Origin of the sequence: Paenibacillus sp. TAB_01 (assembly GCF_043945595.1) — a bacterium.
Taxonomy (GTDB): Bacteria; Bacillota; Bacilli; order Paenibacillales; family NBRC-103111; genus Paenibacillus_S.
This window is the reverse complement of sequence record NZ_JBIFNP010000001.1, coordinates 4,391,173-4,416,824: the sequence shown is the minus strand read 5'-3', so window position 1 is coordinate 4,416,824 and position 25,652 is coordinate 4,391,173. Positions and strand designations below refer to the sequence as shown.

General features: G+C 55.0%; 21 protein-coding genes and 1 pseudogene. 17 read left to right on the top strand and 5 right to left on the bottom strand.

Features of this window, described 5'->3' with window-relative positions; genetic code table 11:
- Positions 1–33 precede the first annotated feature (33 nt).
- The 7 genes from ACHHV8_RS21550 to ACHHV8_RS21520 all read left to right on the top strand — a co-directional run bounded on the left by ACHHV8_RS21550 (position 34) and on the right by ACHHV8_RS21520 (position 8,063).
- Positions 34–1,434 (top strand): extracellular solute-binding protein, encoded by a 1,401-nt coding sequence (locus ACHHV8_RS21550; protein ID WP_395161438.1) that lies wholly within the window; start codon positions 34–36, stop codon positions 1,432–1,434.
- Positions 1,400–1,720, top strand: coding sequence for a hypothetical protein (locus ACHHV8_RS21545; RefSeq protein WP_395161436.1), 321 nt, complete (start codon positions 1,400–1,402; stop codon positions 1,718–1,720). Before ACHHV8_RS21550 ends, ACHHV8_RS21545 begins: the two co-directional genes overlap by 35 nt.
- Positions 1,721–1,740: 20 nt before the next feature.
- Positions 1,741–3,009 (top strand): alpha-L-fucosidase, encoded by a 1,269-nt coding sequence (locus ACHHV8_RS21540; RefSeq protein ID WP_395161434.1) that lies wholly within the window; start codon positions 1,741–1,743, stop codon positions 3,007–3,009.
- A gap of 301 nt (positions 3,010–3,310) precedes the next feature.
- On the top strand, positions 3,311–4,345 hold the full coding sequence (locus tag ACHHV8_RS21535) for a response regulator transcription factor (protein WP_395161432.1): 1,035 nt from the start codon (positions 3,311–3,313) through the stop codon (positions 4,343–4,345).
- A 1-nt stretch (position 4,346) separates the two neighbouring features.
- Entirely contained in the window at positions 4,347–6,191 is a 1,845-nt protein-coding gene (locus tag ACHHV8_RS21530; protein ID WP_395161430.1) for a cache domain-containing sensor histidine kinase, read from the top strand.
- A 205-nt stretch (positions 6,192–6,396) separates the two neighbouring features.
- Positions 6,397–7,758, top strand: coding sequence for an extracellular solute-binding protein (locus ACHHV8_RS21525; protein WP_395161428.1), 1,362 nt, complete (start codon positions 6,397–6,399; stop codon positions 7,756–7,758).
- A complete protein-coding gene (locus ACHHV8_RS21520) occupies positions 7,653–8,063 on the top strand; it encodes a type 2 periplasmic-binding domain-containing protein (RefSeq protein ID WP_395161426.1) in 411 nt (136 codons plus the stop codon). Before ACHHV8_RS21525 ends, ACHHV8_RS21520 begins: the two co-directional genes overlap by 106 nt.
- A gap of 230 nt (positions 8,064–8,293) precedes the next feature.
- Here ACHHV8_RS21520 and ACHHV8_RS21515 read toward each other — a convergent pair.
- Both ACHHV8_RS21515 and ACHHV8_RS21510 read right to left on the bottom strand, forming a co-directional pair.
- Positions 8,294–9,141, bottom strand: a pseudogene (locus ACHHV8_RS21515) (sugar phosphate isomerase/epimerase family protein).
- A 131-nt stretch (positions 9,142–9,272) separates the two neighbouring features.
- Positions 9,273–10,349 carry a Gfo/Idh/MocA family protein gene (locus ACHHV8_RS21510; RefSeq protein ID WP_395161424.1) on the bottom strand — a complete coding sequence of 359 codons (1,077 nt, stop codon included), beginning with the start codon at positions 10,347–10,349 and terminating at the stop codon, positions 9,273–9,275.
- Between the two features lie 459 nt (positions 10,350–10,808).
- Between ACHHV8_RS21510 and ACHHV8_RS21505 the strand changes: the two genes are divergently transcribed.
- The gene (locus ACHHV8_RS21505; RefSeq protein WP_395161422.1) at positions 10,809–11,699 is read left to right on the top strand and encodes a helix-turn-helix domain-containing protein; all 891 of its coding nucleotides are present in this window, start codon (positions 10,809–10,811) and stop codon (positions 11,697–11,699) included.
- Here ACHHV8_RS21505 and shc read toward each other — a convergent pair.
- Positions 11,673–13,589, bottom strand: coding sequence for a squalene--hopene cyclase (gene shc, locus ACHHV8_RS21500; protein ID WP_395161420.1), 1,917 nt, complete (start codon positions 13,587–13,589; stop codon positions 11,673–11,675). The genes ACHHV8_RS21505 and shc overlap by 27 nt on opposite strands.
- Before the next feature lie 160 nt (positions 13,590–13,749).
- Here shc and ACHHV8_RS21495 point away from each other — a divergent pair, with 160 nt between their 5' ends.
- From ACHHV8_RS21495 to ACHHV8_RS21455, 9 genes are all read left to right on the top strand, one after another.
- Positions 13,750–14,703: a D-2-hydroxyacid dehydrogenase family protein gene (locus ACHHV8_RS21495; RefSeq protein ID WP_395161418.1), complete on the top strand. Its 954-nt coding sequence runs from the start codon at positions 13,750–13,752 to the stop codon at positions 14,701–14,703.
- A gap of 731 nt (positions 14,704–15,434) precedes the next feature.
- Complete coding sequence (locus ACHHV8_RS21490; RefSeq protein WP_395161416.1) at positions 15,435–16,514, top strand: extracellular solute-binding protein; 1,080 nt, start codon at positions 15,435–15,437, stop codon at positions 16,512–16,514.
- Between the two features lie 102 nt (positions 16,515–16,616).
- Positions 16,617–17,039 carry a carbohydrate ABC transporter permease gene (locus tag ACHHV8_RS21485; RefSeq protein WP_395161414.1) on the top strand — a complete coding sequence of 141 codons (423 nt, stop codon included), beginning with the start codon at positions 16,617–16,619 and terminating at the stop codon, positions 17,037–17,039.
- A gap of 21 nt (positions 17,040–17,060) precedes the next feature.
- Positions 17,061–17,558 carry a carbohydrate ABC transporter permease gene (locus ACHHV8_RS21480; RefSeq protein ID WP_395161412.1) on the top strand — a complete coding sequence of 166 codons (498 nt, stop codon included), beginning with the start codon at positions 17,061–17,063 and terminating at the stop codon, positions 17,556–17,558.
- Between the two features lie 20 nt (positions 17,559–17,578).
- Positions 17,579–18,400: a carbohydrate ABC transporter permease gene (locus ACHHV8_RS21475; protein ID WP_395161410.1), complete on the top strand. Its 822-nt coding sequence runs from the start codon at positions 17,579–17,581 to the stop codon at positions 18,398–18,400.
- A 107-nt stretch (positions 18,401–18,507) separates the two neighbouring features.
- On the top strand, positions 18,508–20,304 hold the full coding sequence (locus ACHHV8_RS21470; RefSeq protein ID WP_395161408.1) for a sensor histidine kinase: 1,797 nt from the start codon (positions 18,508–18,510) through the stop codon (positions 20,302–20,304).
- Positions 20,279–21,052, top strand: a complete 774-nt coding sequence (locus ACHHV8_RS21465; protein WP_395161406.1) for a response regulator transcription factor — start codon at positions 20,279–20,281, stop codon at positions 21,050–21,052. Before ACHHV8_RS21470 ends, ACHHV8_RS21465 begins: the two co-directional genes overlap by 26 nt.
- Before the next feature lie 22 nt (positions 21,053–21,074).
- Positions 21,075–22,448, top strand: coding sequence for an ABC transporter substrate-binding protein (locus tag ACHHV8_RS21460; RefSeq protein WP_395161404.1), 1,374 nt, complete (start codon positions 21,075–21,077; stop codon positions 22,446–22,448).
- A gap of 142 nt (positions 22,449–22,590) precedes the next feature.
- Positions 22,591–23,529, top strand: coding sequence for a DMT family transporter (locus tag ACHHV8_RS21455; protein WP_395161402.1), 939 nt, complete (start codon positions 22,591–22,593; stop codon positions 23,527–23,529).
- Here ACHHV8_RS21455 and ACHHV8_RS21450 read toward each other — a convergent pair.
- Positions 23,513–23,686, bottom strand: coding sequence for a hypothetical protein (locus tag ACHHV8_RS21450; protein WP_395161400.1), 174 nt, complete (start codon positions 23,684–23,686; stop codon positions 23,513–23,515). The genes ACHHV8_RS21455 and ACHHV8_RS21450 overlap by 17 nt on opposite strands.
- 210 nt (positions 23,687–23,896) lie before the next feature.
- Entirely contained in the window at positions 23,897–25,468 is a 1,572-nt protein-coding gene (locus tag ACHHV8_RS21445; RefSeq protein ID WP_395161398.1) for an LTA synthase family protein, read from the bottom strand.
- Positions 25,469–25,652: the final 184 nt, after the last annotated feature.

The following is a 25,652-nucleotide window of genomic DNA, read 5'->3' as shown; positions in this document are numbered from 1 at the left end:
CCGGTGCAACTCAAACTCTCAGGAGGGGTTCATTTGAAAAAAATTTCGATAGGGTTGCTCGCATTAACGCTCGGCATGGGAGCCGCTTTAAGCGGCTGCAGCGGGGCAGACGATCCGGAAGGCAGCGGCAAGGACGATGCTTCCCAGTCCTCGGCGGCAGCCGTTAGTCCGGCGGGCCAGTTCCCGATTACGAGCGAGAAGACGACGATCAAGGTGCTGATGAAGGGCAGCGCTTCGGTTGAGGATTTCGCGACGAATGAATTTACGAAATGGCTGGAGCAGAAAACGAACATTCATATCGACTGGGAGGTGGCGCCGGAGAAATCGGCAACGGAGAAGCTGAATCTGGTCCTCTCGAGCGGCGATTATCCCGACGTCATTATGGGCTTCGGCGTTTCGCCAACCCAAATGATGATTAACGGCAGCCAGGGCGTCTTTCTCCCGCTGAACTCCCTGATCGACAAGTATGGCGTGGAAATTCAGAAAATGTTTAAGGAAAATCCGATCTATAAGGATCTGATTACGGCGCCGGACGGCAACATTTATGCGCTGCCGCAGGTTAATGAGTGCTATCACTGTATGTATAAGCAGAGAATGTGGATTCACAAGCCGTGGCTTGATAAGCTCGGCCTGAAGATGCCGACGACGACCGACGAGTTTTATGAGGTGCTGAAGGCGTTCAAGACGAGAGATCCGAATGGAAACGGCAAGGCCGACGAAATTCCGCTCTCCGGCTCCATTCAAGCTTCCGCGAGCAACCTGTTCGATACGCAAATGCTGGATTCGTTCCTGATGAACGCGTTTATCTATGACCATGACACCCGGAAGCTGTATCTGGACAACGGCAAAGTCACGGTGCCATACAATAAGCCCGAATGGAAAGAAGGGCTCAAATACATCCATAAGCTGTACGCCGAGGGGCTGATCGATCCGCAAGCTCTGACGCAGGACAATAACCAGTTGAAAAAGCTGGGCGAGAATCCCGATACGGTTATTCTCGGCGCTTCCTCCGGCCACAATATGGGCTCGCTGACCACGCTCGGCGCCTCGAGCGGCAGATGGCTGACCTATGAAGCGGTACCGCCGCTGAAAGTGACCAAACGGCTTCCAAACGGCGGCTTATCATCCGTATGTGGTGGGCAATGGGCAGTACATTATTACGAAAAATGCAAAAAATCCGGAAGCGGCGTTCCGCTTGGCGGACTTCCTGTTCAATTCCCCGGACACGGCGCTGAGATGGTATGCGGGCGTAGAAGGCAAAGAATGGCGCTATGCGGAAAAAGGCGAAATCGGCATCAACGGCAAGCCGGCGATCTGGAAGCAGCTGACGCCATGGGGCGGCGTTCAGAACGTCAACTGGGGCCAAACCGGGCCGAGCTACCGCTCGAACGACTTCCGGTTGGGCGAAGCGCAGAATCCGGAGCAGCCGCTTGAGGTCATTCTGTATAACCAGACGAAGGAGCGGATGGAGCCTTACCAAATGAACATCGATAAGGTCATGCCGCCGGTGTTCTTCACGGCCGATCAGGCTTCGGAGATTGCGGACCTGGAGAAGACGATTCTGGATCACGTGAAAGAGATGATGGCGCGTTTCATTACCGGGGATTCCGATATCGACAAGAACTGGGACGCTTATGTGAAAAACCTGGATAATATGAATCTCAAGCGTTATTTGGAAATTTATCAGGCCGCTTACGATGCCAGCTTTAAGAAAAAATAAGGAATGGAGCTTGCCACCCTATGATTCCAAGGTTTAAGGATGCGCGCGACGTTTTTTTCGAAAGAAGGTTCGGCCTGTTCGTCCACTGGGGATTGTATGCCATCCCCGCGTGGCATGAACAAATCTTGTGGCGGGGCGAGATGAAGCGCAAGGATTACGAGCAGCTGATCCACCGGTTCAACCCGGTCAGCTTCGACCCGGATGCATGGCTCGACATGGCGGAGCAGGCGGGCATGCAGTATATCTGCTTCACGACCAAGCATCACGACGGATTCTGCATGTGGGATACGCAGTATACGGAATACAACGTCATGAATTCCGCTTATGGCAAAGACATTCTCGGTATGCTGGCCGAGGCGTGCCGCCGGAGAAACTTCCCGCTAAGCCTGTATTACTCCTGCCCGGACTGGCACCATCCGAACTATCCGAATCTGGGCAGGCATCATGAAATGTTCGGCCCCCGTCCGGGAGATGAGCCGGATATCGACAAATATTACGCTTTTGTCCGCAATCAGCTTACGGAGCTGTGCACGAAGTACGGCCCGATTTACCAGCTGTTCTGGGATGTCAATGTCGCGGAGCACCAGGATGCCAGCTTAAATGAAATGATCCGGGAGCTGCAGCCGGGCATTCTCATCAACGACCGCGGTCCCGGCAAAGGCGATTACAGCACGCCGGAGAGGCATGTGCCCGAGGGCGGCTCGTTTACGAAGCCGACGGAGGCCTGCCAGGCCTTGGGACGCGAAAGCTGGGGCTATAAGGCGGACGAGGATTATTACAGCTGCAAGTTCATTATGCAGAGCATCGATAAGATTATGGCGATGGGCGGCAACTATTTATTAAACGTCGGCCCGAAGCCGGACGGGACGATAGCGGTAGAGAATATCGAAGCGCTGAAGACGATCGGCGCCTGGTATCACAGCGTCAAGGAATCGTTCGGCGATGCGGTGCCGGCGTCGGATATGATCTTCCGCGACGAAATCGTGATGGAAGGCTCCTCCAATCGTATGGTCAGGGACGAAGTGCTGGTGACCCGGCGGGGGAACGCGCTGTATATTCATCTGTACAAGGACCCGCAGAGCCGTGCGGTTGTGTTGAAGCCCCTGCATGCGGCTCCGCGCAAAGCCACGCTGCTGAACGACGGGAGAGAGCTGGAGACCGCCGTAGATATGATTCCGTGGGCATGGAGGGAAAGGCCGTATCTGCGCGTGCGCAACCTTCCGGCCGATGAATATGCGGGCAGCGTCATGGTATTGAAGCTGGAGTTCGATGAGGCTTTAAGCGAATAAATCCGGCCGGACATTGGAATGGAATCATCCCAGTTTTCACGAGAAGGAACCTTAACCTCTACTGCAAAGCGGAGGATAAGGTTCTTTTTTCTGCTGCAAGCGTGAGACGAAAAACGCAAATGGGCAGCTTGAACCATAAAAAAAAGCATAGTACCTTAAGCCAGCCACTATGCAGATTCGCGCCGATCTGGTATAACAATCACAACAGGAATGCACAATCACAGCAAGCTTGCTATGCAATCGCTTCGCTTCTTGTAAGCGCTCTATTGCGGGAAAGGATCTCGAAAGGGGAGTACACCTGATGAAGCAAATACTGATCGTAGACGACGAACCGATGATCCGGGCCGGCTTGACCAAGCTGATTAAACAGTACGCTGCCGATGCGGAGGTCGCAGCCGCACCGAATGGAACCGCCGCGCTTTCGCTGATTCATCAGTCCAGGCCGGACCTGGTGATGACGGATATCCGCATGCCCAAGATGGACGGGCTTGAGCTGTGCAGACATATCGATTCGCTGAAGAGCGCGATCCGCACGGTGGTGATCTCCGGCTACAGCGATTTTGCTTATGCACAGAAATGCTTGACCTATGGGGTCAAGGAATATTTGCTGAAGCCGGTCACGGAGGTGGAGCTGTACCCGGTTCTCGACCGTTTGCTGCAGCAGCCGATGGCGGCGGAGCCGGCTATCGCTCTGTCCATCACGGCTTACGAGGATTGGCTCGTACAGATGGAAGCCGCGCTGTGGGCGATGGATATGGGAGGCGTTTCCTCGCTGATCGAACGCTGGAGGAAAGAAGAGCTGTGCGGCATGCTGAGAGGCGAACGTCTGCAGCAAGCGGTGGAGGGCGGCCTGCGGGTGCTGGTCAGGAAGCTTAATGCCCGGGAGCTGTGCCGGTTTGCCGAGCCGGATACCGTCAAGGAACCCGTCGGTCCGGAGGAAGCGGCAGATCTGTTATCCGAGGGAGTATACCGGCTGCATCGCCAATTGGCGGAGTGGCGCGGGGGGAACCAGAGGAACGTTTTTGAGGAAGCCAAATCGTTCATCGACCGCAATATTACCGAAGAGCTGAGCCTCGAAGCGGTGGCGGAGAGGGTGGGGCTGGCTCCCACGTATTTCAGCTATGTGTTCAAGAAAATGACGAACGAAACGTTCGTACAATACCGCATGAAAAAGCGGATCGAGCTGGCGAAGCGTCTGCTGGAGCTGCCTCATTACAAAATCGTCGACGTCGGCATGGAGATCGGGTATCATAACTATCCTCATTTTTCGAAAATTTTCAAGAAAATGACGGGAACTACGCCAACCGAATACCGTCAGCTGCTGGGAATCAAATAAGATGAAGTCAAGCCTGGCGCTGCGCATTTTCGTTTATTTTGCCATTGTGATTGTGCTGTCGGCGTCCATTGTCGGGGTCACCTTGTACATGCAGTCGTCGCGGGAGCTCGACCGTCAGAACGAGGAAATGCTGACGCAGATTGTCGACAATGCGATGCATCATACCGACCTTTATTTAAAAAATTACGAGCGGGCTACCTTGTCCGCCCTGTCGTCGTCCAGTGTCCGCGAGTTTCTGGAAACAAGCGACAAAAGCTACTATACGATGTTTACGCTGCCGGGCCAGATTAAGGAGAAAGTATTCCAGCCGACCTTTATTAACTATCCGGACATCAGTATTATGTACCTGCTTAGCTATAACGGAACGAGCATTTATGACGTGAACGCGGGAAGCTTGGGGTTTAATGGAGAGGTTCTGGCCGAAAGCCTGGACGAGCTGAAGGAGATGACGAGGGATGACGGCAGTCTGACCATTCTGGATTGGAGCTTTACGACAGGACAGCTGGCATTAGCCCGCAAAATTTCAGGTCGTCAGACATCCAAGGCATTCAAAGGCATTGTCGGGATCGAGCTGAAGATCGAGGAGCTGAACTCCTTGTGGAAAGGAATCAAGCTCGGCAAAACCGGCTATTTCTATATCGTCAACGACCGCGGGCGGATTGTATACCATCCGGTCGCTTCGAAGATCGGCAAGCAGCTGGACGGGCCGTTGTTTACGAAGCTGCAGCAGAACTCGAACCGGTTTTTTATATCCGAGGATGACAAGGAGCGGGTTCACTTCAGCCGGCGGTCGGATTATTCCGGGTGGACGCTGGTCGCATCCATGCCTTTGGACGAGCTTCGCGAGCCGGTCACGAATATTCGCCAGACAACGCTCTATACCTGTATTGCCGCGCTCATTGTCGCCCTGATCGTCGCCTACCGGTTCGGACGTACCCTGGTCCGCCCGATTCAATTGCTGGAGAGCGGCATGAGGCAGACCGAGAAGGGGAACTGGACCCAGGTTCCCATGAGCGGCGGCAAGGATGAGATGGATCGCCTGATCCGCAGCTACAACGTGATGGTTGCAAGGCTGTCCGATCTGGTGGATCAAGTATATGCTGCCGAGCTGAAAAATCAGGAGCATCTGCTGAAGCGGCAGATAGCCGAGTTTCAGGCGCTGCAGCTGCAGATCAACCCGCATTTCTTGTATAACACGCTGGAAACCGTTATTTGCTATGCGGTCGTCCAGGATTCGCACGAAATCAAAGATATGGTCCGGTCGCTGGCGTACATGCTGCGCTACTCGGTACAGACGAATCTGGAAGAGATTACGGTAGCCAACGAGCTGAAGCACATTCTGCATTTTATGACGATCATGAATCACCGGTTCGAGCGCGAATTCGAGGTCCAGGTAGACATTCCTCCGGAATACTTGCTGAAAAAAATGGTGCGGCTGTCGCTGCAGCCTATCTTGGAAAATGCATTCAAGCATGCGTTCCCCGACGGGATCGAGGAGTATCATACGATACGGATCAGCGGCTTTATCGACGAGGGTGACTTCTGCATTACCGTGACGGATAACGGAATCGGCATGACGGAGGAGCGTTTGCAGGAGCTGCGGTCGCTGCTTAGTCTTGAGGAGCGCCTGCAGGTTCGCAGCGGGCATGACGGGGGTATCGGGCTTCTGAATGTGCACAACCGAACCCGTATGGTGTTCGGGGAACGGTACGGCGTCACGGTGGAGAGCTCGCATGGCAAGGGAACGGCCATAATGCTGCGCATGCCCGATCAGCAGACCTCGGCTTTTCCGCAGGAGGCCGCAAGAGAAATTGCGGTGGGGAGCGGGTTTGGCTGGGGGCCATAGAATACCGGCTGCGTACAGCGCATGCTTTGGAGCAGCGGAACCGGCAGAACGAACGGAAGCAGCGGAACCGGCGTTACTAGTGGAACCGACGGACCGATCGGCTGCTGCACCGCCAGCGAACCACGGATCGGCGAAACCGGTGGAACCAATAGACCGATGGAACTGACAGCCTCGGCAGCTGCTTTTAATCAGAGGAGGAGGACCTGTGTCACAATACGTAAGAATGTGTAAATTCGCTGCCAGCGCAGCCCTCCTCATCGGAGGCGTGCTGGCGATGGCCGGCTGCGAGCCGAAGAGCGAAAATCCGCTGCAGGCGAAGGAGCCGGCAAGCATCGTCGTCAATCCGGCGGGCGTGTTCCCGATTACGAATGAGCCGACCACCCTGCGGGTTATGGTGATGGACAATAACCGTGTCGAAAATTTCGCCACCAATGAATTCACCAAGTGGCTGGAGGAGAAGACGAACCTTCACATTGAGTGGGAGGTCGTTCCGGATAAGAATGCCCAGCAGAAGCTCAATCTCGCCCTTGCCAGCGGTGATTATCCGGATGTTTTCCTGGGGCTTAACGTTAAGCCGGTGCAGCAGGCTCTGTACGGCAAGGACGGCGTCTTTCTTCCGATGAACCGACTGATCGAACAGTACGGGGTCGAAACGAAGCGGGTGCTGGAGCAGGCAGCCTATGCCAAAGAGGTCATTACGGCGCCGGACGGCAACATTTACTCGCTGCCCTTGGTGAACGATTGCTATCACTGTCTGCTAAGCAGCAAAATGTGGATCAACCAGGCCTGGCTGACCCGGCTGGGGCTGCCCTTGCCGACGACGACCGAGGCGTTCGAGCAGGTGCTGCAGGCCTTTAAGGACAAGGATCCCAATGGCAACGGCAAGGCTGACGAGCTGCCGCTGGTCAGCGCAACAAACGCCCCTTCCGGGGCGATCGAAACCTTTCTGATGGAATCGTTCGTGCAAAGCGACACCAATTATATGTTTATTGAGAACGGCAAAATCCAAGCGGCCTACAATCAACCGGGCTGGAAGCAGGGGCTGCTGTATTTGCGGGAATTGTATCAAAAGGGGCTGATCGCTACGCAGTCCTTCACGCAGGACCGCAATCAGCTGCGGCTGCTGGGCGAGAATCCTGCAGCCAATCTGATCGGGGCGGTCCCTTCGCAGAACCCTTCGGTGTTCAGCTCGCTGGAGGGCACCCGCTGGAAGGACTACGTCGCCGTAGCGCCCCTTCAGGGACCGGGCGGCTGGCGGACCGCCGAGTACAATCCGTACCGGTCGGTTTCTCCCGGTGCGTTCATTATTACAGATAAAGCCAAGAGCCCGGAGGCGGCCTTCCGGCTGGCGGATTTGCTGTACAGCGAAGAAGCCGCTTTCCGCGGCATAATCGGCAGGCCGGAGAAGGAATGGACCTGGGCGGGGCCGGGAGATGTCGGCATTGACGGCAAGCCGGCCAAATGGAAGCAGCTGGCCAACTACGGCAAACTACAGAACGCTCACTGGCCCAGACCGGCCCCTCTTACCGCACTGCCAGCTGGCGGCTCAGCCAGGCCGCAGACCTGAACAATCCGCTGGAGGTCATCCTGTACAGGGAAACGAAAGAGAAGTATGAGCCGTACCGGCTGGATGTCGCCAAGGTGGTGCCGCCGCTGTTTTTTACGACCGAGCAGGCAGAAGAGCTGGATCAGCTGGCCAAGCCGATCGAGGATTTCCGCAAGGAAACGATTGCCCGGGCCATGATCGGCGACCTGGATATTGAGAAAGACTGGGACGCTTATCTGCAGACGCTGGACAAGTTGAATTTGAAACGATATTTGGACATTTATCAGGAAGCGTACGATACTCGAATGAAGAAGCTGCATTCCTGACACCGGACGTCATAATCCTAGAAGTCAGTTCCTCTAGCTAAACAAGCTAAAAAAACTGCACTCCAATTGTTCGGCTTATCTAACAATTGGAGTGCAGTTCAGCCCGGTTAAGGCTATGGGACTGTTGTTATGCTATAGGGGGATTCTTCTATCTTGCGGGGCGATGCCCCTGAGATTGGCTTTCCCGTTCAGGCTAAGCGTTCCTAGTCTGGTTACTGGGGTAACTGCAATCACTGCAGTCCTGCCGCCGCGTAGACCTTGCGGAATCCGTCCTGAGACCGCTTCAGCAGCGTTTCGCTCGAGTCCTCAAGCGGCTTCGGCGTTAAGATCTCCTGGGCGATGACGCCCTTGTAACCGATCTGATGAAGCGCGCTCAGGAAGCCGGCCAGATCGATCACGCCCTCGCCGGGGAACAAGCGGTCGTTATCGAGCGCTTCCGAGACGGGGACATCCGGCGCGTCGTTAATATGCGCCACCACGATCTGCTCTGGTTTCAGACGGAGAATATCGTCGACGCCCAGCTCGTTCGTATACCAGTGGTAGCTGTCGAACAAGAGCCCGACGTTGCTTTCGCCGATGGCGTCGATCCAATCGAGCATCTCCTGCATGCCCCAGATGAACGGATTCTTCCAGCGGGTGCGCAGATGATGCGGACCGACGAATTCGAGCGCAAGCCGAATGCCGTACGGCGCAAGAATCTGGGCGCAGGTCGCAGTCTGCGCGTAGCCAGCGCCATGAAGTGGGCGGCTTCGTGGTCGGTGGAGGGCAGCACATATGTGCTGCATGTCGTGCAGCCTAAAGCCGCCGCCGCTTCCGCATCCTTGGCGAGACGCACCAGTCCGCTGCGGAATTCCTCTTCGGTCGTCCGCCATTGGACGGATAAGCCGATCGTTCCGATCTGAATCCGGTGCTCGTTCAAGAAAGCGAGAGCGCCGTCTGCGCCTTTCTCCTCAATCCAGGCTTCCAGCTCCGTCCCCTGGGCTGCGATCGCTTCGAATTGATGCGCCGACGCGCCGCGGATGAAATCCTCGATGGAGCCGATATTGCCGAGTCCGGCACGGGTTAATCCTTTTAGCATGGTATCATCGCCTCCTGTACATTTACCAGCAAGTTATCTTGCTATAAGTTTAAATCACGTCATGCATGTTCGGTGTATTGGATAAAATGAACCTCCCGCGACTTAGCGTCAGACACGGGAGGCTTGCCGTACTACAAGCTCCAGTCGAGAATAACTTCATGTCCCGTACGGGAAGACTCGTAGATCGCGTCCAGAATCAGGTTATTCGTGAAGCCCGTCATTACCGAAGTGGTCGGCTCCTTGCCTTCGCGGATGCATTCCACGAAATGACGGCTCAAGCGGACCCGTCCGCCTTCATCGTTCTGCGGCGTAGTCAGGTTGACTTCTATCGCGCGTTCGAACGTCTCGGTCAGCAGCTTGCCCTCGTTGCCGCGGATCGAAGCGCCGCCCTCGGAGCCCATCAAATGGATGAAATGCTTGCTGTCCGTATCCATATGGACAGCCCAGCTCACTTCCAGAGAGAGAGTGCTTCCGTCCTCCATCTTGATCAGAGCGGTCGCCAAATCCTCAACGTCGAACGTGCCGTTCCAGTTCGGCTTGCCCCAAGTGCCGATGCCGCGTTTTTTCGGACCGAATTCCGCATAAGTGGAACCGTAAACGGAAACCGGCTTCGGATTGTTCATCAGGAAGAAAGCCAGATCCAGCATATGAACGCCGATATCGATCAGCGGGCCGCCGCCGGACTGCTCTCTTTGCGTAAACCAGGTGCCCCAGCCGGGAATGCCCTTGCGGCGGAACCAGCCGACCTTGGCGTTGTAGATAGTTCCCAGCGCGCCTTGCTCCACCTGCTCCTTCACCTGCAGCGGAATGGATTCCCAGCGCATCTGATGCGGGATCATGACGATTTTGCCGCTTTCGCGCTGGGCGCGGACGATTTCGCGTGCGGAAGCTACGTCGATAGCCATCGGCTTCTCCAGCAGCACGTGCTTGCCGGCACGAAGCGCTTGGATCGCGATAGGCGCATGCCATTGGTTCGGCACGCCGATGACGACGGCGTCGATGTCCGGATCGGCGATCAGCTCTTCTGCGGTTGAGTAGCATTTGGGAATGCCGTGCTCGGCTGCACGCTGCTCCGCCAACGGGAGATACGCGTCCGTAATCGCTTGAATGGAAACATCGTCCGGAAGCTGCTTGAAAGTTTGGATATGTACGTTTCCGATATTGCCCGCGCCGATAATGCCGATGCGGATTTGTGCTGAGCTGCTCATGATTGAGACCCTCCTGAAATAAGTTAGGATAAAATTAAAATCAATTTGTAAGCCTTTTCACAAAGATACGGCGCCCGTTGGAGCAGGGATGTCCATGCAGGCTGTAGAAATGTACATGTATTAGAAGACAAAAGCACAGTCTCTGCAGTCTGCAAACGCGAATGCCCCTTCTTTTACCGTTTCAGAATGGCCTCTTCAAGCGGTCAAGCACAATGAAGATCCTTACTGACGGCCATAAAAGCTGTCTCTTTACAGGGGACGCTTCGTGAAATAGCTCCGAACAGGGGCTTATCTTATACTGCCTTCATGACACAGGCCAGCAGTGCTTTTATTCGAAGCGTGCCTTGTTCTTTATTTATAGTAAAATGAACGGCCGTAATTTGCGTCTCATTTTTTCCGGTGGATATCCCACTTTTTCAGTTGATCACCGTTGAATGGTACAAGGAGGCTGGAATTTTCATGGTATCGGTGCCTGCATATTTAACCCACTATCCGAATATGGATTCGGATTTACCTTTTCATATGAAAATCAATACGTTAACCCGGGGGTTTCCTTCGCATCGCCACGACTTTCTGGAGTTTTCCTACGTTGTAGACGGAAGCGGCATTGAGATAATCAATGGGGTGGAGCATCCGATGCGTCCGGGTACGTTTACGCTGGTTATGCCCTATCAGTACCACGAAATTCATCCGGCGGCGGGCGGGCATCTGTCTTTGTACAACTGCAACTTCGGCATCCATTTATACGCCCCGGGAGAACTCATGCCCGGCATCGATTGGCAGTCGGCGGAGGAGGGGCTCTCTCCCTTCGTCCAGATGACGGGGGGGTTGCAGGACCGGATGTACGGCATTGTAGCGGAGCTGCTGCAGGAATACGAGAGAAATGAGCCGTGGAAGCATGTGCTGATCAAATCGAAGCTGCTGGAGCTGCTCGTCCACTTCGACAGAGCCCGGCGCTCCGCCGGAACGGCGCAGGAAGCCGTCACGCCGGGAGCGGGCAGAATACAGCCCAAAGGGAGCATCTGGCAGGTGATTCAGCATATTCACGTCCATTACCAGGACGATTTGACCTTGACTGGCCTGGCGGAGCGGTTCGGCTTCAGTGTGCCTTACTTGAGCGAGCTGTTCAAGAAAGCGATCGGGCAAAATTTTCTCACCTTCGTCCATGATGTCCGGATTCGCCAAGCCTGCGGGCTGCTCGTCTCGACGGAGATGAACGTGTCGGACATTGCGCTTGAGACGGGCTATGGCTCCTACAATACGTTCGCCCGGATTTTCCGCGAAACGAAGGGAATGACCCCGGTAGCTTACCGCAAGCATCATTCAATCCAGAGCGCTTCCGGCCGCTGAGCCGTACTTGCGGCGGTAATGGCTTAAGGCCAGCAGAGGCCAGATATACCGGTAGCTGTGGTAATGACTGTAAAAAAATCCGGGCAGTCCGGCCCCGGTCGGATACACCTGCCGCCAATCCTGCTCCTGAAGCAGCGAAACGAGGCGGGCTGCGCCTTTTTCCATTTGCGGAGTCGGAGCGGCATGGACGGAGATGAGAGCGTCCAGCGCCCACGCCGTTTGCGACGGCGTGCTCTCCCCGAGCGGGATGTAGCGCATCCGCCGGTCGCTTTCGCATGACTCTCCCCAGCCTCCGTCTTCATTCTGGACGCGGAACAGCCAATGGACGGCCTTTTGGACAGCCGGCTGCGCCGCATCCACGCCTACAGCCCGCATGCCCGTTAACGCTCCCCACGTCCCATAGAGATAACAGACGCCCCAACGGCCGTACCATGAGCCGTCCTCTACCTGGTTATGATACAGCCAATCCACCGCACGGCGTATAAAAGCGTGCTGAACGGTAAAGCCGGCGCTTTCACCCAAATATTCCAGCGTCCGCCCGGTCAAATCCGCAGTGGACGGATCGACTGCTGCCGCTTTGGCCCCTTCAATCGGAAGCCACGTCAGGATAGGAAGGTCGGCATCCCGCTCGAACGAAGGCCAGCCTCCGTCGGAATTCTGCATCGAGAGCACCCAGTTCAAGCCGCGGTTCCAGGCCTCGCGGTAAGCGGGGTCCGCCCGCAGGAAAGGCTTGATCGCTCTTAAGGCCGCGGTCGTATCATCCACATCGGGATTGATGGTATTGCTTTCGGAAAAGCCCCAGCCTCCGGGAACGGGATTCGGATTATGCACGCTCCAGTCCCCTAATGAACGCTGCTGCTTGGACAGAAGATACGAGGCTGCGCGCCGGACAGCCGGCTGGGCGGCAGCCAGCCCCGTGCTTTCCAGAGCGTGGGCCAGCAGTGCGGTATCCCAGACGGTGGAGGGCGAGTTTTGCAAAAATACGCGTCCGTCCGCCCGGCACAGCATTCCCTTCAAGCCTTGGACGGCACGGACGAGAACCGGATGCTTTTTGTCGTAGCCGAGCGCGAGCAGTGCGAACAGCATAAGAAAAGTGGACGTGGCGTAGCTGTACAGCGTGCCGTCCGGCTCTATCCGCTGCAGCATATACTGCTCGGCCTGAAGGGTTGCGGTCCGGTGGAGCTGATCGGGCAGTCCGGTCAGCTTCTTGAGGCTGCTGTGAATCCGCTCGAGGAACGACTGCCAGCTGCGGGTATTCGGGCCCCAGCCGTCCGTTTGCCCGTCCGGCCTGCCAAGCTGAAGAGCGGATAAATCCGGCGCGCTCCCGGCGTCCGTGACGAATTTACGATCGGCCAGCAGCAGCATAGGGGCCAGGTGTACCCTTGCGTAGCCGGAAAAATCGAAAAAGCTGATCGGAGAAGAAGGCGGAAGGAGCAGCAGCTCCAACGGGATAAAAATCGACGATGGCCATGGATACTGGCCGGTGGCGGCAAGGATGATCTTGGTCAGCACCTGGGTAACGCTGCCAAGCCCTCCCTTGGCGACAATAAACCGCTTCGCTTTAAGCAGCGGAGGCTCATCAGGACGGCTGTACCCGCTGTACAGCAGCGCGTAATAAGCCTCCACGGTCGCGGACACGTTGCCGTCCTTCTCATCGTAGTACACTTTCCACGAGCCGTCTTCCTGCTGCGCTTGAAGAATGCGGTCATGCAGCGCGCGGATCAGAGGCTCGTCGGGCATTTGCAGCACGCGGAGCGTAATGATCATATAGGCATCCGTCAGCAGGCCGTTCTCAAAGCACAAGCGCCAGGTGCCGTCTTCCCGCTGCATGCGCAGCAGCTGCCCGGTCAATCCCTGCATGGCGCCGCTGATGCCGGTTCCCGCTTGCATGGCTGAACCTCCTTTCGTTATGTCAGCCCGTTGTTGCAAGAGCCGATCCCAATGTTATACTATTCTCAAATGGTTGGGCGTAGTCGTCTGAGCATCCCTCTCGTTACGGGAGAATTGGAATGAAATCATACTCTCTTACATATGAAGGACGGACCTATCAATGAAGCTGCGTTGTGCGGTATTGGATGATTATCAGCAGGTGGCACAAGGTTTTGCAGATTGGAACTCGATTTCCGGACAGGTAGAGGCGGCATTTTTCCATCGGCCTATGGGGGAGGATGAGCTTGTCGAAGCGATTGCGGACTTTGACATGCTTGTTATTATGCGTGAGCGCACGCCGTTCCCGGCCTCGGTGCTTGCGCGTCTGCCCCGGCTGAAGCTGCTTGTTACGACGGGGATGCGCAATGCCTCCGTAGATCTGCAGGCGGCTGCCGCCCAGGGAATCACCGTATGCGGAACAGGGGGGCTGTCGACACCGACGGTCGAGCTGACCTGGGCATTGATTCTCGGCCTGGCCCGCAAAACCGCCGTGGAGCATAACGCCCTGCGTACAGGCGTCCCTTGGCAGACGACCATCGGAACGGATCTCGCCGGCAAAAGGCTCGGACTGCTGGGCTTGGGCAAGCTGGGCAGCCGGGTCGCGCAGATCGGGAAGGCATTCGGCATGGAGGTATCGGCGTGGAGCCAGAATCTGACCCGGGAACGGGCGGATGAAGAAGGCGTCACGTTCGCGGCTTCGAAGGAAGAACTGCTGGAGCGGAGCGACTTTGTCTCGATTCACCTTGTGCTCGGCGACCGGACAAGGGGGCTGATCGGGGCTTCCGAGCTGAAGCGGATGCGTCCGACCGCTTACTTGATCAATACCTCGCGGGCTCCTATCGTCGATCAGGATGCGCTGGCCGATGCGCTGGAGAGCGGCCGGATCGCGGGCGCTGCAGTGGACGTCTACGAGGTGGAGCCGCTGCCTGCGGCCGATCGGTTCCGTTCGCTGCCCAATGTGCTGACAACACCGCATCTCGGTTATGTTACCGAGGACAACTACCGGATTTTTTATCGTGACGCGGTGGAGGATATCCGGGCATTTCTGGACGGAGCTCCCATCCGCAAGCTGTAACTACTTGCAGTAAAGTTTAAGGTCCCCATGCAGCCGAACGGCGCTGTATGGGGATTTTTTTAACAGGATAGTATGTATATGTTTTCGGGGTCCCCGCAAAGTACCTGATTCCGCTTCGAAGCATACGCCCCACTTTGTGGGGTTCAGGCTGTCGAGAAACCCGCCTTTAAGTGAAAAAGGAGCACAGACGCAGGTGGGGTATCCAAGCTTACGAAGCCCGTTTTTCTACGAAAAACGCTTAGTTTACGTCCGCCTTTGAAATCCGTGAAAATACCTTTAAATTTAATCCAATTCACGGGTTTCAACAGCGGCTGGAGGAGGATACCCTCCGGAGTACCACACAATTTCGCGATAAACTGACAATACCTAATCAAATTGGTATTTTACCAAATCAAAAGCACTTATGCGTCCCCAAAGCGGCTGATAAAATGAAAGCGTAACCAATTGGAAGCGCAATCATTTAAGGGGAGAGATGATAATGAAAAAAGGATTCAGTCTTATGATGGCAAGCCTGATGCTCGCGCTGAGCGCATGCGGCGGCGGCTCGACGAGCGCCCCTCAGGACAGCGGCAAGAAAGAAGCCGGGGCCGAGCAGAAGCAGCCCGCGCAGACAGCCGCTGCCACAGGCGAGAAAAAGAAGCTCTCGTTCTGGTATATCGAAACCGGCAAGAGAAAAGAGCTGATCGAGGCGGCAGTGCAGAAATTTATGAAGGACTCATCCGGAGGCGGATGTGGAGGTCGTGCAAATTCCGAACGACCCGTACAAAACGAAGCTGTCCGTAGCCATGGGCGGAGGCAACCCGCCGGACGTGTTCCATTCCTGGGGCGGCGGCTGGCTGAAGCAGTTCGTATCGGCCAACCAGGTGCTGGATCTGACCGGCAAAATCAACGCCGACACTTACGTTCCCGCGGCTCTTGGCGCAGCGACCTTCAATAACAAAATTTACGGCGCCCCGCTTGCGATGTCGGTCGTTCCGTTCTTTTACAACAAAGAAATCTTCGCCAAGTACAACCTGCAGCCCCCTAAAACATACGATGATCTGCTAAAAATTATCGATACGCTGAAAAAAGAAAACATCATTCCGATCGCGATGGCGAATAAAACGAAGTGGCCGTCCGCTTTTTACTTGATGTATTTCGCCGAAAAGCTGGCCGGGCCGCAAATTTTCAACGAAGCCTTCGAGCGCACGGGCCGCACCTTCGACGACGAGGCTTATGTCAAAGCCGGCGAAATGATCCAGGATCTGGTCAAACGCGGCGCCTTCAATCCGGGCTTCAACGGACTTCAGTACGATACGGGGCAATCCCGCCAGCTGCTGTACACCGGGAAAGCCGCAATGGAGCTGCAAACCGCTTCGTACGTGAACAACGTAACGAACGAGTCGCCTGATTTTGCCAAAAAGCTCGGCATGTTCCCGTTCCCTGAAGTAACCGGAGGCAAAGGCAACATCTCGAACGTCGTCGGCGGCGTATCGCCGGTCTTGTCGGTATCGTCCAAGACGAAATATCCGGAGCTTGCTATCGAGCTGGTCAAAGCATTGACGACGCAGGAGCTGGCGCAGCAATTGGCTGACCAGACGAGCGCTTTGTCTGCCGTCAAGGGAGTCAAATACAACGATCCGTTCGCGCAGCAGCTCAACGAGATGCTGAGCAATGCAGGCTACCTGCAGACGTTCTACGATCAGACGCTGCCGCCGGAGCTGGCCGAGCTGCATAAGGATACGACGCAGGCGCTGTTCGGGCAATCGATGACGCCGGCGGAAGCGGCGAAGCAGATGGAAGCGAAGGCGAAGGAAGTGCTGAAGAAGTAGCTCATGATGTTCAAGAACTAGCAAAGGCTCGGGAGGAGAGAAGGCTTGCTTCTCCCGCAGCCTGAACTTTTACCAGAGAAGAAACATTTAGGAGGGAACCACATGAACAGCGCGGTCGAAACGTCTACCGGTCAAGTGGAGGTTCGCAGAGCGGTTCGCGTCACCCGACGCAAGCATACCGCGTTCCTTATCGGCTTTATCGGACCCGCCTTACTGATTTATGTTACGTATGTAATTTTCCCGATTTTTTCCACATTTTATTACAGCTTGTTCAACTGGAACGGCATCCAGTCGGAGAAAACGTTCATTCTGTTCGATAATTACGCCAAGCTGATGGCGGATTCGATCTTTTGGAAGACGGTCGTCAACAACCTGCTGCTGGTGGTCGCTTCGATTGTCACACAGCTGCCGTTAGGTCTGATTATGGCGCTGATTCTTTTTGCTCCCATCAAGGGGATGCGGCTGTTCCGCACCGTATACTTCATGCCTTTGTTGATGTCGACTGTAGCGCTCGGTATTTTGTGAGCCTTTATCTACGACCCGACGATGGGGATTATTAACCAGATCCTGGATTTTGCAGGCTTAAGCTCGTGGCAGCAGGGCTGGCTCGGGGATACGAAAACGGCTTTTCTCGCGGTCACCGCTACGATCTGCTGGCAGTTCACGCCGTTCTATATGATCTTGTTCCGCGCCGCGATGACCGGCATTCCGGAAGAAATTTACGAGTCCGCCAAAATCGACGGCTGCAACAGCTGGAAGCAGTTCTGGAACATTACGCTGCCGCTGCTGAAGCCTACGATCATCACCTCCTCGGTGCTGTCGGTTATCGGCTCGCTGAAATATTTCGATCTGATCTTCGTCATGACCGAAGGCGGTCCCGACAGCAGTACGGAGCTGATGGCAACGTACATGTATAAGCAGGCGTTCGCCAAGTTCAATATGGGCTATGCGAGCTCGATTTCCTTTACGATGTTCGTTATCGCTCTCATCGTTGCAGTATGTATACTGGCAGCGGACAAAAACCGTCAGAAGACGCCGGCATAATTAGGAAGGAGGCTTGTGTGATGATCAAAATCATGAACCGGACCTGGCTTTATATTCTTGCTATCGTGTTTCTCGTTGTAACAGGCTATCCGTTTTTGTACATGGCCGCGACCTCTTTCAAAACGCAGCCGGAATTTTTCGAGCATCCGGTCAGTCTTTGGACGAAATTAAATTTTGAGAATTACGCGCAAGTGTTCAAGCTTGGGATCGATCAATATTTTCTGAACAGTATTATGATTTCCGTTATCTGCGTCGCCGCTACGGTGTATCTTGCCGCTATGGTCAGCTTTCCGCTGGTGCGGATGCGGTTTAAGCTGAACCGCCCGATTTTTTTCCTGTTTCTTGCGGGGATGATGATTCCAGTGCATACGACGCTCATTCCCATCTATGTCCTGACGAAAAATCTCGGCCTGTACGATTCGCTGTGGGCGCTGGCCGGTCCTTATATCGCATTCAGTCTGCCGATCTCCGTCATTATTTTGACGCAGTTTATTCAGGAGCTTCCGAGGGAGCTCGACGAAGCCGCCGTTATGGATGGAGCCAGTCAAGCCCGTCTCTTCTGGAGTATCGTATTTCCGCTGCTGACACCGGCTTTGGCCACGATCGCCATCTATAATTTCATTCATATCTGGAACGAGTTCGTATTCGGTCTGGTGTTGATTACGACACCGGCCAAAATGACGCTGCCGCTCGGCCTGCGGGCATTTTACGGGGAATTCTCGGTCAATGTGCCGGGTATTATGGCTACACTGACATTGGGGACGCTGCCTTTGATGCTGGCTTACTTCTTCGCGCAGGAGAAAGTGGTCAGCGGTTTATCGGCCGGCGCCGTCAAAGGATAAAGAAGGAAGAGAAGGATAGAAAGCATGCGTGCAACCGGACAGGTAGTGCGCTTTTTCTATTATTACGGTATATTGATGGTAAGAAAAGCAGCGTAGAAGGAGACCTCATGCCAAGAATCGTAGACCGGCTTCACTTGAACCGTACACGGGTACAGATCCTGCTCGGCTTCCTGCTGGTTATGACGGTGGTCATCTCGACGGCTGGAGGCATGCTGTACAAATCGACAACCGATTTGTTCATTCAGAATACGGAGGGCTATGTGGGGGAGACCGCCAAGCAGGCCAGCGCGAGGGTCGACGCCGTCCTGTCCCAGGTGGACGTTCTGACCCTGCAGGTGGTTATGGATTCAAGAATTCAGTCCTTGCTGCTGAAATCGAAGCAGGGCCTGCTTATTCCGATCGACCAGAAGCTGTCTGTTCGCCCGATTATCGATCAGATGGCGGCCTTCTCCTGGATCATCAAAGGGATTGACCTGTACTCCATGCATGAGCCGCTGTACCCATTGGAAAATACACCGATCTCTGCTATTATCGGCGATGACCCGTCCACCTTAAGCAAGCTGAAGGCAGGGCAGCTCGTATTCGTCGGAACCGATCCCAAGGACAGCGAAGTGCTGCTTGCGGTCAGGTCTGTCCGGCTCGAACAGGATCATCTGGCAACAGGCGGTTATTTGGTCATCCGGGTGATGAAATCGCTGGTGGACTTTTTTAACGAGGAATACTCTTCCATTAAGGGCAGCAGCATGCATCTGTACGACCATAACAATCTGCTCGTCGCCTCTACGGACCCGTCTTTATTGGAGAACCGCAACTTAAACGTGGTGGAGTCTACGGATACGGGAACGATTTATCCGATCGTCCGGATTCGCGGAAGCCAATACCTGCACATTATTGAACAATCGCGCCAGTTCAATTGGTCGATCCATATTTTGGTGCCGCTGAGCACTATCGAAGAGAAATCCAGTGTGCTCAAGCAAATTTTGCTGATTGCGATGCTGGTAGGGCTGCTCGTCTGTCTCGTTCTGGTGTGGCCGCTGTCCCGGCTGATCACGAGGCCGATCGCTCATCTGCGCGCTAAAATGCGCAAGAACGTATCGCTGCCCGAGCCGAATACCGTTACTTATTTCAATTATGAGATGAACGATCTGAATACGGCTTACAACAAGCTGGTGCGGGAGCTGCATCATTTGATTGAAACCGTTTACGAAAAAGAACGCCTGAAAAATCAGGCGGAAATTAAAATGCTGCAGGCGCAAATCCATCCCCACTTTTTGTTCAATACGCTCGAATCGTTATATTGGACCCTGCGGGACAAGGATGAGAATGAGAGCGCGGAAATTATTATTCATTTATCCAAGCTGTTCCGCTATTCGATTAAGCAGGCCGACAGCGACGATTGGACGGAGCTGGTTCATGAAGCGGAGCATTGTAAGCGTTATCTGGAAATTATGAAATTCCGGCTCGGCGACCGGCTGAGCTGGGACATTGAAGCTGATCCGTCGGTTCAGAGGTTAAAGCTGCCGAAGCTGCTGATTCAGCCCTTGGTTGAGAATGCGATTCAGCACGGAATCGAGCCTAAGGTACAGGGGGGCTGCATTCAAATCGGGCTGCGCGCAGGGCAGCGCGGCGGTCATGCCGTGCTCCACATTCAGGTCAAGGACAACGGCGAAGGAATGACGGACGAAGAAGCGGCCCGTTTGACCGACAGGCTGTCAACGGTCCGCTCTTTACGCACAACAGGCTCCGGTATCGGTTTAACCAATATTCAATCCCGCATCAAGCTGTATTACGGGGATGAAGGGGAGCTTACATGGTCCAGTCGCAGAGGACAAGGCACCGAAATCAATCTCTATCTTCCATATAAGGAGTTGGATGAGAGTGAACGTGTTGATCGCGGAGGATGAGCTTCCTACACGCAGAGGCATACTGAGCTCTCTGCAGCAGTGCTCGCAGGGAGAGTGGCAGATTCATGCGGCCGTCAATGGGCTGGAAGCTTTGGAATATGCAAGAAAGCAGCACGTCGATCTGCTGATTACAGATATCCGGATGCCCGGCTTGAACGGGATTGATTTGCTGAAGCAGCTCAAATCGGAGCAGCGGGACACGGTTTCCATTCTGCTGACCGGCTATGCCGAATTCGAATACGCCCGGTCCGCCATGCAGCTGGGCGCCGTCAATTATATTCTCAAGCCGGTGGATCATGACGGCCTGGTGCAAGCCGTGCAGGACGCGATGGCTATTGTGAAGAAACGTCTGCGGCACGAGGAGCAGGAGCCCCTGCCCGAGAGCGAAGAGGAAGCGTTTATTCCAAAGGTGCGCAATGCATCGATCCGCAGCGCGCTGGAATATATTCAGGCCGAGCTGTCGCGGCCGTCCCTCAGCATCAAGGATGTTGCCGAGTCGATTCACCTGAACCCGAGCTACACGTCCAGCTTGTTCAAGGAAGAGACGCATCAGACGTTCAGCGAATTTGTAAACCGGCTGCGGCTGATCCGCGCGAAGGGGCTGCTTTTGCAGACAGATAAAAAGATATACGAAATTGCCGAGGAGGTCGGCTTCTCGTCCTCCAAATATTTCGTGCAAGTGTTTCGCGATGTGGAGGGCATGACGCCGAACCATTACCGCAACGATCTGAGGGATGACACCAAATAAGGCTGAAAGGCGGCTGGTAAGGATGATGCGCTTGCTGCTGATGGGATGGCTCGTGGCAGGGCTGATGCTGCTGACGTCGGGCTGCGGGACGTATCTTGCTCCCTCCGCAGTCAACGGCGGGGAACGGGAGACGGCTCCGCCGGTCAAGGTGACGCTGTGGGCCCAGGAAACGAAGGACCCGCGGCAGACGGTACTGCAGGAAACGATCCGCACCTTTAACGAGTCGCATGAGCGGGTGCAGATTGTGCCGTATTTTTATGAAACCGAAGCTTATAAAAATAAACTCCGGGTAGCAATGGTCTCCGGCAATATGCCCGATGTCTTCTACTACTGGACAGGGGAAGGCTTCAAGCAAATGGTCGAGTCCAAGGTCGTCGCGGATTTGACTCCTCTGCTTAAGCAGGCGCCGGAGCTGGAGAGCCAATTCGTGCCGGAGGCGCTGGAAAGCTCCACATTTGACGGGAGCATCTACGGGCTGCCCAATGCGGTGTCGCATGTGCTGTTCTGGTATAACCGCACCCTGTTCGAGGCGCAGCATCTGCAAGTCCCGACCAGCTGGGATCAGCTGCTGGAGATCGTCCAGACGTTATCGTCCCGCCATATTACCCCTATCTCTGTCGCCGGCAAGGAACGCTGGCCTCTGCTGCACTGGTTCGCCTACTTGTCCCAGCGGCTGGGAGGGGAGGAGCCGTTTGAGCGGGTGCTGACGCGGGACGGCGATTTCACCGATCCGAGCTTTGTGGAGGCGGGTCTGCGGTTCCATGAGCTGGTGAAGAAAAAAGCGTTCCCGTCCTCTTTTCTCGGCATGGACATCAATGAGGCGGAGAAATCGTTCCTCTCCGGCCAGACCGCGATGTATCTGCAGGGGGACTGGGCGGCAGGCAAGCTGCTGGACACCGTTACGCAGAGAGATCCTATCGGTTATTTTCCTTTTCCCGTTATGAAGGCCGGCGGCAATAAGCCGGAGACGGGCAGCGGGGAAGAGCCGCAGCGGGAGAAGGAGAATGCCGGGACGAGGCCGAAAACAGGCGAGAGCGCAAGCTTTTACGGCGGTTATGCCACAGGCTTCGCCGTTTCGGCGAACAGCGACAAGCAGGCCGCATTCGAGGTGCTGGCTTTTATGATGAGCCGGGAGCAGCGGCAAATGTTTACCGAAGCGACCGGCATCCAATCGCCGATGCGCGGGCTGCCGGTATCGAAGCCGGATACGCAGCCGGAAATATACCATTATATCGAGAGGATGCAGCAGCAGCCGCCAACCGGCTACTTCGGCTACTACGATCAGCGGCTCGACCCGGCGCGGGCGCAGCAGCTGCTGGATGCGGTAGTGACCTTCGCCGGGGAGGAGGATATGAAGCGGGAGGACGTCGAGGCGGTGCTGGCTCATATTCGCTAGAGCTAAAATAAATATACGGGATGGCAATTTCCGCGACGCGGGTGTATCCTAAAACGGGAGGGCTTCGATAGCTGAAGCCCTTCTTGGTGTGGCTGAACATATGCTGCAGCCGGATAGGAATCCATAGGAAAGGATGCGTCCGATGATCCGTAACTCGCCCTACGTGCTGCTTATTCTCGCCACCTGTATTTGGGGAGGCAATTTTGTCGCCGGCAAGGTTCTGGTGACCCATATGCCGCCGATTACCTTGGCCGCTCTACGCTGGTGCATCGCTTTTGCCGTGCTTGCGCCGATTTACGGGAAGGAGGCCTGGAAGCTGCGTTCGGATGTGCGGCGCCATTGGAAAACCGTCGTTTTCCTTGCCGTGACGGGCGTCGCCGGCTTTAATACGCTGACCTATGTCGCCGTGCAGTACACCAGCTCGATCAATGCCTCCCTGATGAATTCGGCGACGCCGATCCTGGTCGTGCTGCTGTCCTGGCTGATGCTCGGAGAGCGTATCGCTTGGAGGGCCATTCCCGGGATCATCGTATCGATGGCCGGGGTGGCCTGGATCATTGCGCATGGCCAGCCGGAGACGCTGCTGAGCCTTTCCTTCAATCCGGGAGATCTGTGGATGCTGTTAGCCGTATTGTGCTGGGCGCTGTATTCCGTCGGCATGAAGCGGGCGGCAGGGAAGTTCCCGGCAAGTCCGCTCCTGCTGGTGCAGGTAGCCGCCGCGCTCCTGCTTATGCTTCCCTTGTCAGCTATTGAGCTTGCCTCGGTTTCCAGACCGATCGAATGGAGCCTTCCGTTTACAGCGGGACTGCTGTATATCGCTCTGTTCGCCTCGATCGTCGCTTTTCTGTCCTGGAACCGGGCTATCGAGCTGGCCGGTTCCCAGCGCTGTGCCGGTTTCTTGAACCTGATTCCGATGTTCAGCACCGTGTTCGCGATGGGGTTCACGGGCGAATCGTTTCACGGGTTCCACCTGCTGGGCGTTATTTTCATCTTGTCCGGCATCTATATGACCCAGCAGGCGATGAAAAAAAACCGGCCTCCTCGCACGGAGGAAGCCGGAGCGTTTAATTCTTCCCGGTAAGCCGGATCGGCCGCTGGATCTCGGCATAATTTTCTTCAATGTCCCTTTCGATCGATTCAAGCAAATGCAGCGCTTCTTTCTGCTTCTTGGTGTCTTCAATCGCGCTTTTAAGCAGGGATTGCATGTAGTCCAATCTCGTTTTGGTGACGAATCTCATAGGGCATCCCTCATTTCTGAGCATCATAAAGCTTGATTCTACAAAATTCGCAGCGGGTAGACGGTTTCGGCGCGATTTGATGGTTTTGTCAAAATTTGCCGGCGGCTTGTTAAACGTTCTTATACTACTTGTATATCCAAAAATGGCCAATGAAAAACCAACCTGTCAGCTCCCAAGGGGAGAACGGGTTGGTTTTCGCTTAAGGCTGTGCTATTGTTTATCGGCAATCGGAAGCGGATACGGCTTGGATTGACCCAGAACGTTGTTCTTCTCGTCGATGACGCGGATGTCCAGCTCCAGGCTGCCGGTTTTGCCTGTGTACAGCTCTTTGGGCAGGACGGCAGACAAAGTATCCTCGCTTACCCATGTCGTTTGCAGCGGCTTGCCGTCGGCGAAGACTGCGCTGGCAATGCCGTAACGACCTCCGTGGACGGTGACGGTAACGGATTTTTTCAGCTCGGCGACGAGCTTGCTTTCTCCTGCGGGAAGCTGCCCGGGGCTGACGGAGCGAATCTCGGGATCGCCATAGCCCGAAATAAAATTCGGATCCTTGCCGAGCGGCGGCTTGGCCGCCTCCTGAGCGCTGCTCTCTCCGAACAAAATCTGCTGCTGGCGCTGCTCGTATTCCGATAAATCCGCTGCATTCACATGGTAGGCACTGTAATAAGAAGAAGGCGGAATGACGGGTACCTTCTTGGACAATTCGCGCAGAAAATCGGTATAAGCGCTGCCGCGCTTTTGGGCGAGCTCCAGAATGTAGGGGCTCAGGAAAGAAGGGCTGATCTGCAGCGAATCTTTGCCGTGATTCAAATAATTGTCCCAGACGAGAACGGGGACGTGGTGCATTTTCTCCAGGTATTCCGGATCGTCCTCGCCGCTGATATATTTGCTCTCGCGGTAAACGAATTCCTTCTCCAGCGAAGGAAGGTGGTCGCCGAAAAACACGAGAATCGTCGGCTCCTTCACCCTGCTGTAATGCTCCACCAGCTCCTGCAGCATCGCATCGGCCCCGTTCGCGCCCTGTGCGTAGGTTTCGAGAATGCCTATCGCTTCGGCGGACATATCGCCTTTAATGTCGATCGTATTCTTCTTGAATTTTCCCGGCCAATAATGATAGTGATTTTCCATCGTATTGGCAAAAATAAAATCCGGGCCCGAACTTCGCTCGTTTTCCTCAATAATGCGCTTGGCTACGGCATGGTCGCCGATATATGGCCCTACATACTCGTTCGGATCGAAATATTCGAAGCTGATAAAACGCGAAAAGCCGAAATGCCGGTAAACGTTGGAGCTGTCGAAATACCAATTGTAAAACGGGCTGATGGCTGTAGAGGTATAGCCCTGTCTTGCCAATATGCTGGCCATCGAATCGACGTCATGCTTGATATACTGCTCATAGGCGATCGAATCCTCCGGAAGAAAACGCATCGAATTGCCGGTCAGCACTTCGAGCTCTACATTGGCCGTTCCGCCTCCGAACTGCGGGGACAGCATCCAGCCGTTCGTATATTTTTCCTGAAGAGCATGGAAGGTGGGGATCGGGGCCCGGCTGAAGGTAAGCCCCTGGATGACTGTCGGGTCCCAGAACGCTTCGCTCAGTACGACGATAATATTGGGGTCGCGTTTCAGCTCCTCGCTTGTCCAGGCGGTTTCGGAGCTGTCGATCTGAAGCGGGGTACGGGCAATCTCGTCTCCGGTGGAGGACGCCCGAAGGAGCGCGAAGATCGCTCCGGCGAGAAGAATGAGCGCAAAGCGCACGAAATAAATGAAACGAAACGGCATAGACACGGCTCCTATGTTCAACAATTGCTCCTATTATAGCATGGACAAGCGGAGCCATACATTACTTTTGGAAGCGATAACAGAGGGTCTTTTATATCCAAAAAATACATTGACGTCCGTTCCTCTATCCACTAAAGTTACATGTACCGTAATGTTTAATTTTTACAATATAAAGGATAGAGGG

Coding starts and splice junctions, on each gene's coding strand:
- ACHHV8_RS21540 (WP_395161434.1), top strand. CDS start 1,741: ATGATTCCAAGGTTTAAGGATGCGCGCGACGTTTTTTTCGAAAGAAGG.
- ACHHV8_RS21535 (WP_395161432.1), top strand. CDS start 3,311: ATGAAGCAAATACTGATCGTAGACGACGAACCGATGATCCGGGCCGGC.
- ACHHV8_RS21530 (WP_395161430.1), top strand. CDS start 4,347: ATGAAGTCAAGCCTGGCGCTGCGCATTTTCGTTTATTTTGCCATTGTG.
- ACHHV8_RS21520 (WP_395161426.1), top strand. CDS start 7,653: ATGGAAGCAGCTGGCCAACTACGGCAAACTACAGAACGCTCACTGGCC.
- ACHHV8_RS21510 (WP_395161424.1), bottom strand. CDS start 10,349: ATGAGCAGCTCAGCACAAATCCGCATCGGCATTATCGGCGCGGGCAAT.
- ACHHV8_RS21505 (WP_395161422.1), top strand. CDS start 10,809: ATGGTATCGGTGCCTGCATATTTAACCCACTATCCGAATATGGATTCG.
- shc (WP_395161420.1), bottom strand. CDS start 13,589: ATGCAAGCGGGAACCGGCATCAGCGGCGCCATGCAGGGATTGACCGGG.
- ACHHV8_RS21495 (WP_395161418.1), top strand. CDS start 13,750: ATGAAGCTGCGTTGTGCGGTATTGGATGATTATCAGCAGGTGGCACAA.
- ACHHV8_RS21485 (WP_395161414.1), top strand. CDS start 16,617: ATGAACAGCGCGGTCGAAACGTCTACCGGTCAAGTGGAGGTTCGCAGA.
- ACHHV8_RS21480 (WP_395161412.1), top strand. CDS start 17,061: ATGGGGATTATTAACCAGATCCTGGATTTTGCAGGCTTAAGCTCGTGG.
- ACHHV8_RS21475 (WP_395161410.1), top strand. CDS start 17,579: ATGATCAAAATCATGAACCGGACCTGGCTTTATATTCTTGCTATCGTG.
- ACHHV8_RS21470 (WP_395161408.1), top strand. CDS start 18,508: ATGCCAAGAATCGTAGACCGGCTTCACTTGAACCGTACACGGGTACAG.
- ACHHV8_RS21460 (WP_395161404.1), top strand. CDS start 21,075: ATGATGCGCTTGCTGCTGATGGGATGGCTCGTGGCAGGGCTGATGCTG.
- ACHHV8_RS21455 (WP_395161402.1), top strand. CDS start 22,591: ATGATCCGTAACTCGCCCTACGTGCTGCTTATTCTCGCCACCTGTATT.
- ACHHV8_RS21450 (WP_395161400.1), bottom strand. CDS start 23,686: ATGAGATTCGTCACCAAAACGAGATTGGACTACATGCAATCCCTGCTT.
- ACHHV8_RS21445 (WP_395161398.1), bottom strand. CDS start 25,468: ATGCCGTTTCGTTTCATTTATTTCGTGCGCTTTGCGCTCATTCTTCTC.